The 16,114-nt window shown below is 71.3% G+C and carries 15 protein-coding genes; 8 read left to right on the forward strand and 7 right to left on the reverse strand.

All coding sequences use genetic code 11. The features are described 5' to 3' along the window. The first annotated feature begins 292 nt into the window (after positions 1 to 292). The gene (locus ACLFOB_RS03735; RefSeq protein WP_410918060.1) at positions 293 to 1,204 is read left to right on the forward strand and encodes a patatin-like phospholipase family protein; all 912 of its coding nucleotides are present in this window, start codon (positions 293 to 295) and stop codon (positions 1,202 to 1,204) included. A gap of 36 nt (positions 1,205 to 1,240) precedes the next feature. Here ACLFOB_RS03735 and hutU read toward each other — a convergent pair whose 3' ends face one another. The 4 genes from hutU to hutI are packed head-to-tail and all read right to left on the reverse strand — an operon-like array spanning position 1,241 to position 6,492. Next, positions 1,241 to 2,911 carry a urocanate hydratase gene (gene hutU / locus ACLFOB_RS03740; protein WP_410924943.1) on the reverse strand — a complete coding sequence of 557 codons (1,671 nt, stop codon included), beginning with the start codon at positions 2,909 to 2,911 and terminating at the stop codon, positions 1,241 to 1,243. A 58-nt stretch (positions 2,912 to 2,969) separates the two neighbouring features. Next, positions 2,970 to 3,773: an N-formylglutamate deformylase gene (hutG, locus tag ACLFOB_RS03745; RefSeq protein WP_410924945.1), complete on the reverse strand. Its 804-nt coding sequence runs from the start codon at positions 3,771 to 3,773 to the stop codon at positions 2,970 to 2,972. Beyond that, the gene (gene hutH, locus ACLFOB_RS03750) at positions 3,770 to 5,299 is read right to left on the reverse strand and encodes a histidine ammonia-lyase (protein WP_410924947.1); all 1,530 of its coding nucleotides are present in this window, start codon (positions 5,297 to 5,299) and stop codon (positions 3,770 to 3,772) included. Before hutH ends, hutG begins: the two co-directional genes overlap by 4 nt. After that, the gene (gene hutI, locus ACLFOB_RS03755; RefSeq protein WP_410924949.1) at positions 5,296 to 6,492 is read right to left on the reverse strand and encodes an imidazolonepropionase; all 1,197 of its coding nucleotides are present in this window, start codon (positions 6,490 to 6,492) and stop codon (positions 5,296 to 5,298) included. The genes hutH and hutI overlap by 4 nt, the downstream gene beginning before the upstream one ends. Positions 6,493 to 6,563: 71 nt before the next feature. Between hutI and ACLFOB_RS03760 the strand changes: the two genes are divergently transcribed. After that, a complete protein-coding gene (locus tag ACLFOB_RS03760; protein WP_410924951.1) occupies positions 6,564 to 7,922 on the forward strand; it encodes a formimidoylglutamate deiminase in 1,359 nt (452 codons plus the stop codon). 3 nt (positions 7,923 to 7,925) lie between these two features. Here ACLFOB_RS03760 and ACLFOB_RS03765 read toward each other — a convergent pair whose 3' ends face one another. The 3 genes from ACLFOB_RS03765 to ACLFOB_RS03775 all read right to left on the reverse strand — a co-directional run bounded on the left by ACLFOB_RS03765 (position 7,926) and on the right by ACLFOB_RS03775 (position 10,321). Continuing rightward, on the reverse strand, positions 7,926 to 8,864 hold the full coding sequence (locus tag ACLFOB_RS03765; protein WP_410917484.1) for a hypothetical protein: 939 nt from the start codon (positions 8,862 to 8,864) through the stop codon (positions 7,926 to 7,928). Between the two features lie 300 nt (positions 8,865 to 9,164). Continuing rightward, positions 9,165 to 9,350: a DUF3008 family protein gene (locus tag ACLFOB_RS03770; protein ID WP_410924953.1), complete on the reverse strand. Its 186-nt coding sequence runs from the start codon at positions 9,348 to 9,350 to the stop codon at positions 9,165 to 9,167. Positions 9,351 to 9,433: 83 nt separating this feature from the next. Continuing rightward, positions 9,434 to 10,321, reverse strand: a complete 888-nt coding sequence (locus tag ACLFOB_RS03775) for a formate/nitrite transporter family protein (protein ID WP_410924955.1) — start codon at positions 10,319 to 10,321, stop codon at positions 9,434 to 9,436. A 367-nt stretch (positions 10,322 to 10,688) separates the two neighbouring features. Between ACLFOB_RS03775 and ACLFOB_RS03780 the strand changes: the two genes are divergently transcribed. From ACLFOB_RS03780 to prmC, 6 genes are all read left to right on the forward strand, one after another. Then, entirely contained in the window at positions 10,689 to 12,311 is a 1,623-nt protein-coding gene (locus ACLFOB_RS03780; protein WP_410924957.1) for a phospholipase D family protein, read from the forward strand. Between the two features lie 70 nt (positions 12,312 to 12,381). Then, positions 12,382 to 12,780: a hypothetical protein gene (locus tag ACLFOB_RS03785; RefSeq protein WP_410917487.1), complete on the forward strand. Its 399-nt coding sequence runs from the start codon at positions 12,382 to 12,384 to the stop codon at positions 12,778 to 12,780. Between the two features lie 178 nt (positions 12,781 to 12,958). Then, positions 12,959 to 13,153 carry a PLD nuclease N-terminal domain-containing protein gene (locus ACLFOB_RS03790; protein WP_410917488.1) on the forward strand — a complete coding sequence of 65 codons (195 nt, stop codon included), beginning with the start codon at positions 12,959 to 12,961 and terminating at the stop codon, positions 13,151 to 13,153. 353 nt (positions 13,154 to 13,506) lie between these two features. Continuing rightward, the gene (locus ACLFOB_RS03795; RefSeq protein ID WP_410917489.1) at positions 13,507 to 13,923 is read left to right on the forward strand and encodes a DUF1499 domain-containing protein; all 417 of its coding nucleotides are present in this window, start codon (positions 13,507 to 13,509) and stop codon (positions 13,921 to 13,923) included. A 251-nt stretch (positions 13,924 to 14,174) separates the two neighbouring features. Continuing rightward, positions 14,175 to 15,224: a peptide chain release factor 1 gene (prfA, locus tag ACLFOB_RS03800; protein WP_410917493.1), complete on the forward strand. Its 1,050-nt coding sequence runs from the start codon at positions 14,175 to 14,177 to the stop codon at positions 15,222 to 15,224. Next, positions 15,221 to 16,084, forward strand: coding sequence for a peptide chain release factor N(5)-glutamine methyltransferase (gene prmC / locus ACLFOB_RS03805; RefSeq protein WP_410924959.1), 864 nt, complete (start codon positions 15,221 to 15,223; stop codon positions 16,082 to 16,084). The genes prfA and prmC overlap by 4 nt, the downstream gene beginning before the upstream one ends. Positions 16,085 to 16,114: the final 30 nt, after the last annotated feature.

A 16,114-nucleotide genomic window follows, 5' to 3' on the forward strand; every position in this document is an offset into this window, starting at 1 on the left:
ACGGCGCCACCGCGCTCCTCACGCTCGAGTTCTGATCAGTTGCCGGCCGGCGCCCTCGCGGCGCCGGCCGCCCGTTCCCTCGACAGTCGGCGTCCCGCTCGGCTTTCGAAACTTCGCCCCGGCTTCGGCCGGGGCTTTTTTGGCGGGGCCGGCGCGCACACGGCGGCCACGATCCGTCATTGCGGCAAGAGTCGCGGAGAGGACGGACCACCTTCGCATCCGGGACGGCGCAGGTTACAAGACTGGGGTGGACTGGCGCCCCTGTCATGGCGCCGTCGCGGGAGGGGAGGACGTGAGCGAGCGGCGAAAGCGCAAACTGGGGCTCGCCCTCGGGTCGGGTGGCGCGCGGGGCTGGGCCCACATCGGCGCGATCCGCGCGCTCGGGGAGATCGGCGTGGAACCCGACGTGATCGCCGGGTGCTCGATGGGTGCCGTGGTGGGGGCGGCCTGGGCCGCGGGCAAGCTCGATGCGCTGGAGGATTTCGCGCGCGCCATGACCCGCGCGGGCTTTCTCGCCCATTTCGACCTGCGGCTGACCGGAGGCGGGCTGGTGCGCGGTCGCGCGATCATGGCGGCCCTCGAGGCAATGGGCCTGCCGGACCGCTTCGACAAGCTCGACCGCCCGTTCATCGCCGTGGCGACCGACATGAGCAGCGGGCACGAGATCTGGCTGCAGGACGGCTCGCTTCTGGACGCGGTGCGCGGCTCCATCGCGATACCGGGCTTCTTCGCGCCGCATCATGTCGATGGGCACTGGCTGCTGGATGGCGGCTTGATCAACCCCGTGCCGTCCTCGGCCTGCCGTGCGCTTGGCGCCGATGTGACGATTGCGATCAATCCCAACGGCCGGGCCGACGGAAAGATCTGGGCGCCTGACGAGGCGTCGGAGGGGTTCTTCCAGCGCCTGGGAGAGGCGGGGCTGATCGCCCAGCTGCCGCCGGCGCTGAGAGAGTTCTGGGTGCCGGGCGAACGACGACCGGAGCCGCCCAACTATTTCGAGGTCGTCTCTGCCGCCATCGACATCCTGACGGAATACCTGCGCAAGACCCGCGCCGCGAGCGATCCGCCGCATTTCGCGCTCGAACTCGACCTGCGGCACATCACCTTCATCGAGATGTTCCGCGCCGAGGAAGCCATCGCCGCAGGCCATGCCGTGGTGATGGACCATCGCGCGGGACTGGAAGAGTTGTTCGACAAGCTCTGAGACGGCGGTGCCGCGCCTCGCGGACGCGCCAGGATCCTATCGGCCAAGGATTCCCGGCAGGCGCAGCCCGTGCTCTCTGGCGCAGGCCAGCGCATCGTCGTAGCCCGCGTCGGCGTGGCGCATGACGCCGGTGGCGGGATCGTTCCAGAGCACGCGCTCGATGCGGCGGTCGGCGGCTTCGGTGCCGTCGCAGACGATCACCATGCCGGCATGCTGGGAAAACCCCATGCCGACGCCGCCGCCGTGGTGCAGGCTGACCCAGGTCGCGCCGCTTGCCGTGTTGAGCAGCGCGTTGAGAAGCGGCCAGTCGCTGACCGCGTCGGAGCCGTCCTTCATCGCCTCGGTCTCGCGGTTGGGGGAGGCGACGGACCCGCTGTCGAGGTGATCGCGGCCGATCACCACGGGGGCCTTGAGCTCTCCGTTGCGGACCATCTCGTTGAAGGCGAGGCCGAGCTTGTGGCGCTGGCCCAGGCCCACCCAGCAGATCCGCGCCGGCAGTCCCTGGAACGCGATGCGGTCGCGCGCCATGTCGAGCCACCGATGCAGGTGGGGATCTTCGATCAGTTCCTTCACCCTGGCGTCGGTGCGGTAGATGTCTTCCGGATCGCCCGAGAGCGCGCACCAGCGGAAGGGGCCGATGCCGCGGCAGAAGAGCGGGCGGATGTAGGCGGGCACGAAGCCGGGAAAGGCGAAGGCGTTCTCGAGTCCCTCCTCCTTCGCCACCTGGCGGATGTTGTTGCCGTAGTCGAGCGTTGGCACGCCGCGGTTCCAGAAGGCGACCATCGCCTCGACGTGATTGCGCATGGAGGCGCGCGCGGCGGCCTCGACCGCCTGCGGGTCGCTCTCCTGCTTCGCGCGCCATTCCGCGACGCTCCAGCCCTGCGGCAGGTAGCCGTGCAGGGGGTCATGCGCGCTGGTCTGGTCGGTCACGATGTCGGGGCGCAGGTCGCGGGCGGCAAGTTCGGCGAAGACGTCGGCGGCGTTGCCGATCAGGCCCACGGATTTCGCCTCGCCTGCCTTGGTCCAGCGCGCGATCATTTCCAGCGCCGTGTCGAGGTCGTGGGTCTTTTCGTCGAGATAGCGGGTGCGCAGGCGGACGTCGGCGCGTGTCTCGTCGCATTCCACGGCAAGGCAGCAGGCCCCTGCCATCACCGCCGCCAGCGGCTGCGCGCCGCCCATGCCGCCCAGGCCGCCGGTGAGAATCCAGCGCCCGGTCAGGTCGCCGCCATAGTGCTGGCGCCCGGCCTCTGCGAAGGTCTCGTAGGTGCCCTGAACGATGCCCTGCGTGCCGATGTAGATCCAGCTGCCGGCGGTCATCTGGCCATACATCATCAGCCCGCGGCGATCGAGTTCGCCGAAATGCGCCCAGGTTGCCCAGTGCGGCACGAGGTTGGAGTTTGCGATCAGCACGCGGGGGGCGTCGGCGTGGGTGCGGAAGATGCCCACCGGCTTGCCGGACTGCACCAGCAGCGTCTCGTCCTCCTCGAGGTCGCGCAGGGCGGCGACGATGCGGTCGAAGTCCTCCCAGGTCCGGGCGGCACGACCGATGCCGCCGTAGACGACGAGCTCGTGCGGGTTCTCGGCCACGTCGGGATGCAGGTTGTTCATCAGCATCCGCATCGGCGCCTCGGTGAGCCAGCTCTTTGCCGTGATCTCGGGGCCGGTGGGGGGATAGACGTTGCGGGCGTTGTGGCGGGGGGCGGTCATCGGGCGCTCCGGCTGATTGCAGGCGAGGTGGGGCGATGCTTGAGCAAAGTGCCGTAAATCACTGTAAATGAATATTTTTAGAATCCAGAGCGAAACGGCCGATGGCGGCCAGCACACGGGCCAGAACGGCACGCAGGCGGGTGGCGCGGCCTTCGTTCCAGGTCCAGGGCGGGGCCTCTGTCATGTAGCTGCGCTGCGCCAGTTCCATCTGGATGGCGTGCAGGCCCTCTGCGGGCCGGCCATGGTGCCGCGTGGTCCAGCCGCCCCTGAAGCGGCCGTTTACCACGGTATCGTAGCCCTCGGCCTCGCGGCAGACCCTGGCCACGGCCGCCTGAAGCGCGGGCGCGCAGGTGGTGCCGCCGTTCGTGCCGATGTTGAAGTCGGGCAGAACCCCCTTGAACAGATGGGGAATTTCGCTGCGGATCGAGTGGCAGTCATAGAGCACCGCCAGCCCGTGGCGCGCGCGGACGCGCGCGAGTTCGGCCGCCAGAGCGGCGTGATAGGGCGCGTGCCAGAGGGCGCGGCGCCGCTCCACCTCGGCCGCATCGGGCGTGCGGTCCCAGATGGGCTGCCCGTCGAAGTCGGTGAGCGGGACGAGCCCGGTGGTGTTCTGCCCGGGATAGAGGCTTGCGCCGTCCGGCGGGCGGTTCACGTCGATGGCGTAGCGGTGAACGGCGGTGCGGACAACTGTCACGTCGTCGAGCAGGCCATTGTAAAGCCTGTCGATATGCCAGTCGGTATCGGTCAGTTCCCGGCCGCGGTCGTTCAGCGCATCGCGCATGTCCCCGGGCAGCCATGTGCCCGTGTGGGGCATCCCCAGCACCACCGGCCCGTCGCCGCGGATGACCTCCAGAAAGCTCACGATCCAAGCTCCGGCAGGGCGAGGCCCTCGGTCAGCACGCCCTCGCGCACCAGACCGGCAGCGGCTGCGATGTCGGGCGCCATGTAGCGGTCCCCGCGCAGGGCCGGCACCCGCGCGCGCAGCCGCTCCAGCACGCCGGCGAGCGCGGGGCTCGTCACCAGCGGCGCGCGGAACTCAACGCCCTGCGCGGCGGCCAGCGCCTCGATGCCCAGGATCGCTTCCAGGTTGCCGACCATGCGCCAGAGCCGCCGCGCCCCGTGGGCGGCCATGCTGACGTGGTCCTCCTGATTGGCCGAGGTGGGGGTGGAATCGGTCGAGCAGGGGTTGGCGAGGTGCTTGTTCTCGCTCATCAGCGCGGCGCTCGTCACCTCGGCGATCATCAGGCCCGAGTTGAGCCCCGGCTCCGGCGTCAGGAACGGCGGCAGATCGAAGCTGAGCGCGGGGTCCACCATCAGCGCCACGCGGCGCTGCGCGATCGCGCCGATCTCGGCCAGCGCGAGCGCGATCTGGTCGGCGGCGAAGCCCACGTATTCGGCGTGGAAGTTGCCGCCAGAGACGATGCGCCCCTCGTCGGGCAGCACCAGCGGGTTGTCGGTGACGGCGTTCGCCTCGACCTCAAGCGTGCGGGCGGCGGCGCGCAGCAGGTCCAGCGCGGCGCCAGTGACCTGCGGCTGGCAGCGGATGCAGTAGGGGTCCTGCACGCGGGCGTCGCCCTCGCGGTGGCTTTCACGGATCGCGCTGCCGGCCATCAGCGCGGCCTGCGCGCGCGCCACCTCGATCTGGCCCGGATGGCCGCGCAGGGTGTGAATCGCATCCGTCAGCGGGTCGGTCGAGCCCATGATCGCGTCGGTCGAAAGCGCGCCGGTGACGATCGCGGCGCGCGCCGCCTCCCACCCGCGGAAGAGCGCGGCCAGCGCACAGGCGGTCGAGAACTGCGTGCCGTTGATGATGGCAAGGCCCTCCTTGGGGCCGAGGTGCACGGGTGAAAGGCCCGCCTTGGCCAGCGCCTCCGCTGCGGGCATCCGTTCGCCTGCGACCTCCGCCTCGCCCTCGCCGATCATCGACGCGGCCATGTGGGCGAGAGGCGCAAGATCGCCCGAGGCGCCGACGGAGCCCTGCACCGGGACCACGGGCAGCACGTCGCGCGCCAGCATCGCCTCCAGCAGCGCCACGACTTCCCAGCGCACGCCCGAGGCGCCGCGCCCCAGCGAGAGAAGCTTGAGCGCCAGCATCAGCCGCACGGTTTCGGGCTCCAGCGGCTCGCCCACGCCGGCGGCGTGGCTCAGGATGAGCTTGCGCTGCAACGTGGCGGTGTCGGCGGCAGGGATGCGCACCGTGGCGAGCTTGCCGAAGCCCGTGTTGACGCCATAGACGGCGGCCTCGCCCTCGGCCGCCCGCCGCACCAGCGCCGCCGCGGCCTCCACCCCCGGTCGCGCGGCGGGGTCGAGCCGCGCGGCGCCGCCGTCGCGCCAGAGCCGTTCGAGGGGGGCAAGCGTCGTCGCGCCGGGGGTCAGCACCGCGGTCACAACCGGCCCCCCACGATGCGGCGGTGCAGCGGGTTGAAACCGATGCGATAGGCCAGCTCGGCCGGCTCGTCCACGTCCCAGACGGCCAGATCGGCGCGCTGTCCTGCCGCCAGCGTGCCCCGGTCCGAAAGCCCCAGCGCCGCCGCCGCGTGCCGTGTGACGCCGGCCAGCGCCTCCTCCGGGGTCATGCGGAAGAGGGTGCAGCCCATGTTCATCGCCAGCAGCAGCGAGGTCAGCGGCGAGGAACCGGGGTTGCAGTCGGTGGCAAGCGCCATCGGCACGCCCTTCGCGCGGAAGGCCGCGACCGGGGGCGCCTGCGTCTCGCGCAGGGTATAGAAGGCGCCGGGCAGCAGCACGGCCACCGTTCCGGCGGCCGCCATCTCCGCCGTGTCGGCCCCGGTCGCGTATTCGACGTGATCGGCGGAGAGCGCGCCGTAACGGGCGGCCAGCTCGGTGCCGCCCCTGTGTGACAGCTGTTCGGCATGCAGCTTGACCGGCAGGCCCAGGGCCGCCGCCGCATCGAAGACGCGGCCGATCTGCGCGGTGTCGAAGGCGATGCCCTCGCAGAAGCCGTCCACCGCGTCGGCCAGCCCGGCCTCATGGGCGGCGCGCAGGGCCGGGATCGCCACCTCGTCGATGTAGGCGTCGGGACGGCCATCGTAGTCGGGCGGGACGGCATGCGCGCCGAGGAAGGTGGTGCGCACCGTCACGTCCCGCCGCTCGGCCAGCGCGCGGGCCGCGCGCAGCATCCGAAGCTCGGTGTCGATGTCGAGGCCATAGCCCGACTTGACCTCTACCGTCGCCACGCCCTCGGCGATCAGCGCGTCGAGCCGGGGCAGGGCGCCCGCAATCAGCGCCTCCTCCGAGGCCGCGCGGGTCGCCTCCACGGTCGAGAGGATGCCGCCGCCGGCGCGCGCGATCGCTTCGTAGCTCGCGCCCTCCAGCCGCATCTCGAATTCGCGCGCGCGATGGCCGCCGGCGATCAGGTGGGTGTGGCAGTCGATCAGCGCGGGGGTCACCAGCCGCCCGCCAAGGTCGGTCGCCGCCTCGCCCCGCAAGCGTTCGGGCAGCGCGGCGGCCGGCCCGGCCCAGGCGATACGCTGCCCCTCGATCGCGAGCGCGCCGTCGGGAATCAGGCCGTAACGCTCCGGCCCGATCATCGTGGCGAGGCGCGCGCCGGTGAGCAGGGGCATGTGGCACCTTGATAAGCGTATGTGTGACTCTATTATGTCTGCATTTAATGGTGAGTCAACGGGGGCGCCGAATGCAGGTGATCCACGCGGCGCAGGCGCTGCTGCCCGAGGGGTGGGCGCGCGAGGTGCGTGTCGAGATCGGCGACGGACGCATCGCGCAGGTCACGCCCGGCGCCGCACCGGACGGGCAGCGGGTGGGCCTGCTGACGCCTGCGCCGGTGAACGTCCATTCGCATGCGTTCCAGCGCGCGATGGCCGGTCTTGCCGAACGGCGGGGGCCGTCGCGTGACAGCTTCTGGACCTGGCGGGAGCTGATGTATCGCTTCCTCGAGCGCCTGACGCCCGAAGAGGTCGAGGCGATTGCCGGTTTCGTGCAGATGGAGATGCTGGAGGCGGGCTTCGGCGCCAGCGTCGAGTTCCACTACCTGCACCACGCGCCCGGCGGCGCGCCCTATGACGACCGCGCCGAGATGTGCGCGCGCATTGCCGCAGCGGCCGCGACAAGCGGCGCGGGCCTGACGCTCCTGCCGGTGCTCTACCGCTTCGGCGGTTGCGACGGGCGGCCGCTGGACGGGGGGCAGCGACGTTTCGGCAACGACCCGCAGGGCTTCGCGCGTCTGATGGAGGGGGCGGCGCGCGCCATCGCTGCCCTGCCGGATGACGCGGTGCTGGGCGCCGCGCCTCATTCCCTGCGCGCCGTTGCACCGGCCGACCTTGGCCTCTGCGCCACGCTCGCGGGCGAGGGGCCGGTGCACATGCACCTGGCCGAGCAGGCGGCCGAGGTGGAAGAGGTCGAGGCCGCGCTGGGCGCCCGCCCGGTGCGCTGGGTGCTGGAGAATGCCGCGCCCTCGCCGCGATGGTGCTTCGTCCACTGCACGCAGATGACGCCGGACGAGACCGAGGGGCTGGCGCGCAGCGGCGCGGTCGCCGGCCTTTGCCCGCTGACCGAGGCCAGCCTGGGCGACGGCACCTTCGACGGCGTCCGCTGGAGCAGCGCAGGGGGCGCCCTTGCCGTGGGGTCCGACAGCAACATCCGCATCTCGCTGGCGGAGGAGCTGCGCCAGCTGGAAACCAGCCAGCGCCTTCGCGACCGCAGCCGCGCGGCGCTTGCCACGCCCGACCGTTCCACGGGTCGCAGGCTGATCGAGGACGCGGCGCTTGGTGGGGCGCAGGCGGCCGGCCGCCCGGCGGGCGCCATCGCGCCGGGGCTCTGGGCCGACCTTCTGGCGCTCGACGCGACGCACCCGGACCTGGCCGGGCTCGACGGCGACACCGCGCTCGACGCCTTCGCCATGGCCGGCGGCAGCGAGATGGTGGCAGATGTCTGGTCCGCCGGCCGCCATGTCGTGACCGGCGGCCGGCACGTCCGGCGCGATGCGATCGCGCGGCGCTATCGCGAGGCGGTCGCGGGGCTGCGCGCCGCCCTCTGATCCTCAGCCCGGTTCGTCCAGCCCCGTGCCCGGATAGGCGCGCACGGTCTTCCAGACCAGATCGCGCATCCACGCCGAAAGCTCCGGCTCGGGCTGCCCGCGCTTGCCGACACGGCGCGGCAGGTCGCGCGGGTCGCGGCCGTAGATCACCGCGTAATGCGCCAGTGCGATCAGGTAGGCGCCCGCGTCGTTGACATGGATCGTGTCGCTGAAGAGCGCGTCGAGGCTGTCGAGCCCCGGTGCCGTGCCATCCTCGATCGCTCCGGCGACGGCGTCGAGGATCAGCGGCCCGGGAATCATCCGCATCGGCGGCGATCCGGCTGGACGGTTGGTGTTGACGTGCGCCTGGATCGCCTCCCAGCGTGCCATTTCAAGCGGCAGGCGGTCGCGGAACGGGATATGGGCCTCGGGGTCGTGATAAACGTTCTCGAAGTCCGGGCCGCTGTCGATGTGCACCCATGTCGCGTAGAGAACGGTCGCGGCGCCGTTGCCGCGGCTGCCGTTGGTCCAGGCGTGGGTGAACCACCGAAGCGCCATGTCCTCCGAGGCGTGGCCTTCCATCGTGTTGGAGAGCGGCACGCGCTCCGTCAGGACAAGCACGTCGTAGTCGGCGATCGCCTCGCGCGCGTCAGGGAGATGCTCGTTGCGATTGTTCCAGCGCCAGTCCATCGGGCTGCCGGGAACCGTCGATCGGTCGATTCGGCGCATTGCCGAGCGGCCGCCGACCGAGGCGACGATCGCGTCCAGCATCGGCACGATCGGATCGGTCAGGCTGTGCCCCGACTGGATGACGTCCAGGTCCAGGGAGCGCGGGAAGCCCTGCCCGGCACCGGCCGTGCCACCGGGCAACGGCACCGCCGCCCCTGCGGCGGCGAGCTGCAGGAACGCCCGGCGGCGCAGGCGGGGCGCGGCATGTGCGGGTCGGGTCCGCGAAGCGGTCATGCTGGTCTCTCCGATGCTGTCCGGCACTGGGGCGCCGTCAGGTGGGCAGAACGCCGCCACCCTGTCAATGTGGCAGGCTTGCGTGTGACCGAGGCGCTGGGCTCGCCGTGCCAGCGCAGGCCCGTGTCTTGCGAGAGCGCGCGGCAACGCAGCATCGTGGGCAGGGCTGACCGGCTGCGCCGCCCGGTGCGGCGGAGCTGGGCTTCCCTTTTCCGGCGCCGCCCGGCCGCCGGCGCATCCGCCGCCATGAAGCCTGGCCGCGCGCATCGCTTCAGGGTGCCGCGATGAGCGCGCCCCGCGTCAGTCGCTGTCGTGCTCGGGCTTTCCCTTGCGCGAACGCTCGGCGAAGTCCCCGAGCTGCGACGCGCTCATCGAGTCGTGCACGCTCTTCGCGGAGTCCTGCGGATCGTCGGGGTCCGTCTCGCCGCGCGTGGTGGCGAGGACGTGGCCGGCGGCCTGCTGCCGTGTCTTCGGCCTGGCGGGCATCGACGTCTCCCCCGGTCTGTCGCCGGCGATCCGTGCACCGGCGGGACGGAGACACTTGCGCGCTCACCGGGCATCCCTTGGGCTCAGCGCCCTTGGCGGTGGTCGCGGTCGAACTCGACCCGGATCTGCGCCCAGGTCAGCAGCGTGAAGAGCACCGTGCCGCCCAGGATGTTGCCGGCGAGCGTCGGCAGGACGCTGCTTGTTGCCGCGTCGAGCAGAGGCATCTGTCCGGCCAGAACGACAACGCTGGCCTCCACCGTTCCGGCGACGATGTGCGTGAACCCGGCCAGCGCGATGAGGTAGGTGATCAGCACGATCAGCGCCAGGTGCGACCGGTCCGTGGTCGACATGATCCAGACCAGCGCGGCGATCAGCCAGCCCGCGCCCACCCCGCGAAGAAGTGTCTCCCATGGCCCGAAGCCTACCGCGTGGTCGGCGATGTCCAGCGCGGCCCGATAGACCTCGGGCTCGATGTGCCGCGAGGCCCAGAGCGCGGTGCCGAAGGCCACCGCGCCGACGAGGTTGGCGCCCAGAACGAGCAACCACAGCTTCAGCAGACCGCGCAGGGCCCGCCGGCTTTTCGCCTCCAGCACCGGCATTACCGCGGTGATCGTGTTCTCGGTGAAAAGCTGCATCTGTCCCTTGATGACGATCACGAAGCCCACCGTGTAGCCGAAGTTCTCGACCAGCGGACGCCAGTCCGCCTCGGGCAGGTGAGCGCGCAGCAGCGCCTCACCCAGCAACGAGAAGCCCAGCGCGACCCCGGCCACCAGCCCGGAGGCGATAAGCGCGCTGGGCGGGCGCGACATCTCGCGGTTGCCCGCGCGGCGGATCACCTCGAATACGGCGGGCGGCGAGATCGGCGTCTTGCTCTCGATCTCTTCCTGCTCGCGCGGAGCGAAGGGCCTGTCGTCCCGTTCCGCTGACGGGCTCGGTCCACCGTGCGCGCTGTCGTCATCGTCGATGCCCATGAGGCCTCCTGGGCCAGGTAGGTCCGGCGACCCCAACCCTTGGCGCACAGGGCGCGTTCCCCTGCACCTCATCTGCACGCGACCCCTGTCGTCCCTGTGGAACCCGGCCGGTCCTGCCCGGTTGCTCAAGGGCATGCGGCAGGGCGCCTGCCCCTCTCGCGAGGCGATCGCGTCCAGATTCGCGCGAACGCTCCGGCGTGCCGCGTTGTACGATGGAACATGATGGAACAAGCCGCCTGCGGTATGTGCCTCCGCCTTGGCAGGTGGTCGGAACGCCCAAAGGCGTGCGGCTGGCGCACCCCGCGCGTGACGGACAGCGCGGAGCCGGGAAGCAGGGCCAGCGGGCAGAAAGCGGGGACGGTCCGCCATGACGCGCAACTACACGTCGAAGCAGCGCCAGGACGGGGCGCCGGGCGGCGTCGCCGCGCCCGAGCGCACGCGGAACGCCGCGCTGCCGGACCTGCAGGTGATGCTGACGGCGGAAGAGGCGTTTCCCTATCTGGAGGACATGTTTCTCACGGCGAGGGACCGCATCGCGGCGGGTTTCCGGATCATGGACCCCACGACGCAACTGCAGTCCGAGGCTGCGCGCCGCGTCGGCGATCGCTGGGCCGATCTGGTGGCGGACACGCTGGCGCGCGGCGTGCGCGTGCGGATCGTGCTCAGCGACTTCGACCCCGTGGGCGCCGCGCAGATGCACCACACCACGCACAAGAGCCTGCGGCTCTACCGCGAGGCGGCCGAGCGCGCGGGCGCGGCCGAACGGCTCGAGACGGTGGCCGCGCTGCATCCAGCCGAAGTGGGCCCGCTCTACCGCCGGCTCTTCACGCCCATGGCCCGGCAGCAACTTGCCCGGCTGATCGACCGACTGAACCGCGAGACGCCCGAGGACCGCTCCGAGTGGATGAAGGATGCACCGGGTCTGGCACGGTTGCTCGGCACCGACGAGCAGGGCCGGATCCTGCGCAGCCCCGAGCGGGTGCAGTTCCTGTGGCCCTGCACCCATCACCAGAAGATCGCGGTGGCCGACGGCAGACGGCTCTATGTCGGCGGTCTCGACCTCGACGACCGGCGCGCCGACGGCATCGGTCATCGCAAAGCGCCGAGCCGCTCCTGGCATGACGTGCAACTGGGCTGCACGGGTCCTTTGGCTGCCGCTGCGGAAGCACATCTCGACCGCTTCCTCGACGTGGTCGAGGGGCGGCGCGATCCCGGGCCGCGGCAGGCCCTCTTGCGCACCCTGTCGCGCCGGCGCAGCGGCTTGTCGCGCAGGTTGCGTTTAGGGCCGAAACCCCTGGTGCACGAGATCTACGACCGCACCGTTGCGGAGATCGCCCGCGCCGAGGCGTTCATCTATCTCGAATCCCAGTTCCTGCGCGATCTGCGGATCGCCCGCGCGCTCGCCCGCCGGGCCCGCGAGGTGAAGAAGCTGTCGCTTGTGGTGGTCCTGCCCGCGGCGCCGGAGGACGCAGCCTTCCTCGGAGACACCAGCCTTGGCGTGCGTTTCGGCGAGCACCTGCAGTCGCGATGCGTGGAAAAGATCGCCGGCGCCTTCGGCGACCGCGTCGCGTTCGTGTCGCCTGCGCAACCGCGCCCCGTGTCCTCCGATGGCACCCGCGCGGTGATCCACGGGGCGCCCATCGTCTACGTCCACTCCAAGGTGTCGATCTTCGACGAGCGCGCGGCCGTTGTGTCTTCGGCGAACCTCAACGGCCGGTCGCATCGCTGGGATACGGAGGCCGGCATCGCTCTGGATGCGCCCGAACAGGTGAAGCTGCTGCGGGACCGGCTGATGCTGCACTGGCTGCCGGAGGACGCGGACGGGAGGTTTTTCGATCCCGCGACCGCACCGCGGGCCTGGGCGGGGCTGGCCGAGGCCAACGCCGCCGCGCCCCCGATCGACCGGCAGGGGTTCGTCCTGCCGTTCCCGCGCAAGGCACCGCGTCGCTTCGGCCGTCCGGTGCCGGTTCTGACGCAGGACCTGATGTAGCGGCCTGCGGAACCCCGCGCCCCTGCCGCACGCTTTGGTGCCGAGGGACGCCAAACCCCGGAGGAACATCATGGCCAATCCATCGAACGGCGGGACTCAAGGCTCCCGCCCGCACCCCGTCGAGCACGACCCGCGTGACAACCCGCAGCGCCGCCCGCCCGAGCGTGAACCGGCGCCCCGCGCCGGAGATGTCCGCACCGGCGTGGTGTCAAGCGACCCCGAGTCCGGTCGGGTTTCGCCCGGCACGGTCGCCGCGCCGCAGACCGCCATCGGCGCCGAGCGCCCGCCCGAGGCGAAGGCGGCAACCGGGCGCGACTCGCCCGAGCGTGACCCGATGGTTCAGCCCTCACCGGCCCAGACCGCGGCCATGCAGTCCAGATCGCAGAAGCAAAGCGGCACGCCGCTGCGGTTCGCTCTCGTCGTGCTGGCCCTTGTGGTGCTTGTGGCGCTCGTTGCCCTGATGCTCTGACGCGGCGATCGTCGCGGGCAGGGGCAGACAGGTCCGTCGCGGCCCTGACGACCGACGGCAAGGACAGCATGCCCCGCGCGCCGGATGCGGAAGGCGCCGCCGCGGAACCGGACGGGTCGGGGGGAGGTTCCCTTCGCCAATGGCGCGATGGTTGCGCCTCTTGCGAAGGAGACAAGTCATGCTCGAGATCGGAGGAATCGGTGGGCTGATCGTGCTCGTCCTGGACATCTGGGCGCTCGTGTCGATCATCGGGTCGAACGCAGGCACGGGGGCCAAGGTGTTGTGGTGCCTTCTGGTAATCCTGCTGCCCATCATCGGCTTCATCATCTGGCTGATCGCGGGTCCGAGGGCCGGCACGACGGTGCGCCGCTGATCCGGCGCCTCAGGCGACGGCAGGATGAACGCATCTGCGGCTGGGGCCGAATCCTGACAGATGGAGTCGATCATCGCGTGGCCTGACGGGACTGCGCAGCACGATCCCCTCACGCTGGGTGAGGTGGGCTACCTCGGTCAAGGATCGTCCTGCCGGTTTCGATCGACCCCGCGCTGCCGGTGGCCTCGCCCGTGCAGGGTGTCCCGTTGTTTCCTCAACTTTCGGGCTGACAATCGCCCTGATCGCGGCGCAGCCATGACGCAACGCCGGCGCGCTCCGTGCCTTGACCCCCGCGAACATCCCCCGTTGAATGGCCTCCGGCGCGCAGGCACGGGGAGCCGCAAGAGGTGAAGATGCTGTTCTGGTTCGCGGTCCTGATCGCGCTCGTCGTCGCGAATTTCGCAGCCTGGGTGCGCTTCGCGCCAACCGACCCCGCGCGCTGGCACGTCGCGCCGCAGGTGAGCGGGGACGAGGACCTCGACGGCGGGGTGAAGCGGCGGGTGGAAGGTGCAGGCCCCGACGCGCTGCGCCGCTTCGACGCCATCGCCCGCGCGACCCCGCGCACCGAGGTGCTCGCAGGCTCGGTCACCGAGGGCATGGTGACCTATGTCACCCGCTCCGCGTTCTGGGGCTTTCCAGACTACACCACCGTCCGGCAGCAGGGCGACGACCTGCTCATCCACGGCCGCCTGCGCTACGGCACCTCCGACATGGGTGTGAACCGCAAGCGGGTGGACGGCTGGATTTCCGCGCTCCGCTCGGGGGGGTAGGCCGCCCTCGGCCATCTCGCGCCGCGCGGGACTGTTGCGGGCCATGCCGCATTCCGCGATGAAGCTGCGCCTTCCACTGGCACCAACCTAGCGCGGCGGCCATCGCCGTCGTGCAGTCTTGCTCTGCGGCCAAGGCGTCGGTGTTCCGATGGCGCCGACGGCGGCAAGGAGTAGGGCGCGCGGCAGCATGGGGGCAGGCCACCACGATCCGCGCCCTTGACCAGTGCCCCGCGATGGAGGATGCACGCGCCATGATCCCCGAGGACAGGCTGGACCAGATCGCGCAGCGCTTCGCCTATGTCGAGGCGCGCCTTGCCGAGGGCGGCGGCGACCCGGTGGCGCTTGCCCGCGAGCATGCGGACCTGCGCCCCGTGATCGAGGTGATCGACCGCTGGCGCGCGCTCAGGGACGAACTGGCCGAGGCCGAGGCGATGCTCGACGACCCGGAAATGGCCGCGCTCGCCCGCGAAGAGATCGCGCGCCTGCGGGCGGAGCTGCCCGCGGCGGAAGAGGCGGTGCAGATGGCGCTCCTGCCGCGCGACGCGGCCGATGCGCGGCCCGCCGTGCTGGAGATCCGGCCCGGAACGGGCGGCGAGGAGGCCGCGCTCTTCGCCGGCGACCTGTTGCGGATGTATCAGCGCTACGCCGAAGCGAAGGGCTGGCGCTTCGAACTGGTCGAGCTGGCCGAGAGCGAACTGGGCGGCGTCCGCGAGGCGGTGGCGCGCGTGGTGGGCGAAGGCGTCTTCGCGCGGCTCAAGTTCGAATCCGGCGTGCACCGCGTGCAGCGCGTGCCGGCCACCGAGTCGGGCGGGCGCATCCATACCTCCGCCGCGACGGTCGCGGTGCTGCCGGAGGCGCAGGAGGTCGATGTCGCCATCGACGCAGGCGATCTGCGGATCGACACCATGCGCAGCTCCGGCGCGGGCGGGCAGCACGTCAACACCACCGACAGCGCGGTGCGCATCACCCATCTGCCCAGCGGGATCGTGGTCACCAGTTCGGAAAAGTCCCAGCACCGCAACCGCGAGATCGCCATGCAGGTTCTGCGCGCGCGGCTCTTCGACATCGAGCGTCGCCGCGCCGCCGAGGAGCGCGCCAGCGCCCGCAAGGCGCAGGTGGGGTCGGGCGACCGGTCCGAGCGCATCCGCACCTACAACTTCCCGCAGGGGCGGCTGACCGATCACCGGATCGGCCTCACGCTCTACAAACTGGACCAGGTGATGCAGGGCGACCTTGACGAGGTGATCGACGCGCTCACCGCTCACGCGCAGGCCGCGCAACTGGCCGAGATGGAGGGATGACCGTCGCAGAGGCGCTGGCGCTGGGCCGCGCGCGTCTGGCAGCGGCGGGCATCGAGGGCGCTGCGCGCGATGCGCGCTGGCTCCTCGCCGGCGCGATGGCGACCGAACCTGGCCGTATCGGCACCATGGGTCCCGACCCGGTCCCGGACGAGGCCGCCGGCCGCTACGCCGCGATGCTGGAGCGCCGCGCGGGCCGCGAGCCGGTCGCCCGTATCCTCGGAGAGCGGCTTTTCTGGGGGCGCCGCTTCCGCGTCACGCCCGACGTGCTCGATCCGCGGCCCGAGACGGAGTGCCTGATCGCCGTGGCGCTGGAGCACCCCGCGCGGCGTCTGCTCGATCTCGGCACCGGCAGCGGCATCATCGCGATCACGTTGCTGGCGGAATGGCCGGAGGCCGCCGGCGTGGCGACTGACATCTCTGCGGCGGCGCTCGCCGTCGCGCGCGACAACGCCGAGCGGCACGGCGTGGCGGACAGGCTCGTGCTGCGCCAGGCGGACTGGTGCGCGGGGCTTGAGGGACCCTTCGACCTGATCCTGTCCAATCCCCCCTACCTGAGCGCGGCAGAGATGGCGTCGATCGCGCCCGAACTGCATCACGATCCCGCGATGGCGCTCAGCCCGGGCGGCGACGGGCTTGGCGCCTACAGGGCCATTGCCGGGGCCGCACCGGCTTTGCTGGCCCCCGGCGGACACCTTTGCGTCGAGATCGGGGCAGGCCAGGGGGAGGCGGTGTCCGGAGTTTTGCGGGCCTCGGGGCTTGACGAGGTCCGGGTCAGCCCCGATCTGGATGGCAGGGACCGGGTGGCAAGCGCCCGGCGTCGCGCCCGACCGATCAGGGGGACGACGGACCGGACGCATTGACGCGGGCGACAGCCGTTGCAGATTTGCCCG

It is taken from the genome of Rhodosalinus sp. (assembly GCF_046542825.1).
Taxonomy (GTDB): domain Bacteria; phylum Pseudomonadota; class Alphaproteobacteria; order Rhodobacterales; family Rhodobacteraceae; genus Rhodosalinus.

Excerpts from the sequence above, each read along its gene's own strand:
- ACLFOB_RS03760 (WP_410924951.1), top strand. The coding sequence starts at position 6,564 with ATGCAGGTGATCCACGCGGCGCAGGCGCTGCTGCCCGAGGGGTGGGCG.
- prfA (WP_410917493.1), top strand. The coding sequence starts at position 14,175 with ATGATCCCCGAGGACAGGCTGGACCAGATCGCGCAGCGCTTCGCCTAT.
- ACLFOB_RS03770 (WP_410924953.1), bottom strand. The coding sequence starts at position 9,350 with ATGCCCGCCAGGCCGAAGACACGGCAGCAGGCCGCCGGCCACGTCCTC.
- ACLFOB_RS03780 (WP_410924957.1), top strand. The coding sequence starts at position 10,689 with ATGACGCGCAACTACACGTCGAAGCAGCGCCAGGACGGGGCGCCGGGC.
- hutI (WP_410924949.1), bottom strand. The coding sequence starts at position 6,492 with ATGCCCCTGCTCACCGGCGCGCGCCTCGCCACGATGATCGGGCCGGAG.
- ACLFOB_RS03765 (WP_410917484.1), bottom strand. The coding sequence starts at position 8,864 with ATGACCGCTTCGCGGACCCGACCCGCACATGCCGCGCCCCGCCTGCGC.
- hutU (WP_410924943.1), bottom strand. The coding sequence starts at position 2,911 with ATGACCGCCCCCCGCCACAACGCCCGCAACGTCTATCCCCCCACCGGC.
- ACLFOB_RS03785 (WP_410917487.1), top strand. The coding sequence starts at position 12,382 with ATGGCCAATCCATCGAACGGCGGGACTCAAGGCTCCCGCCCGCACCCC.
- ACLFOB_RS03795 (WP_410917489.1), top strand. The coding sequence starts at position 13,507 with ATGCTGTTCTGGTTCGCGGTCCTGATCGCGCTCGTCGTCGCGAATTTC.
- ACLFOB_RS03775 (WP_410924955.1), bottom strand. The coding sequence starts at position 10,321 with ATGGGCATCGACGATGACGACAGCGCGCACGGTGGACCGAGCCCGTCA.
- ACLFOB_RS03790 (WP_410917488.1), top strand. The coding sequence starts at position 12,959 with ATGCTCGAGATCGGAGGAATCGGTGGGCTGATCGTGCTCGTCCTGGAC.
- prmC (WP_410924959.1), top strand. The coding sequence starts at position 15,221 with ATGACCGTCGCAGAGGCGCTGGCGCTGGGCCGCGCGCGTCTGGCAGCG.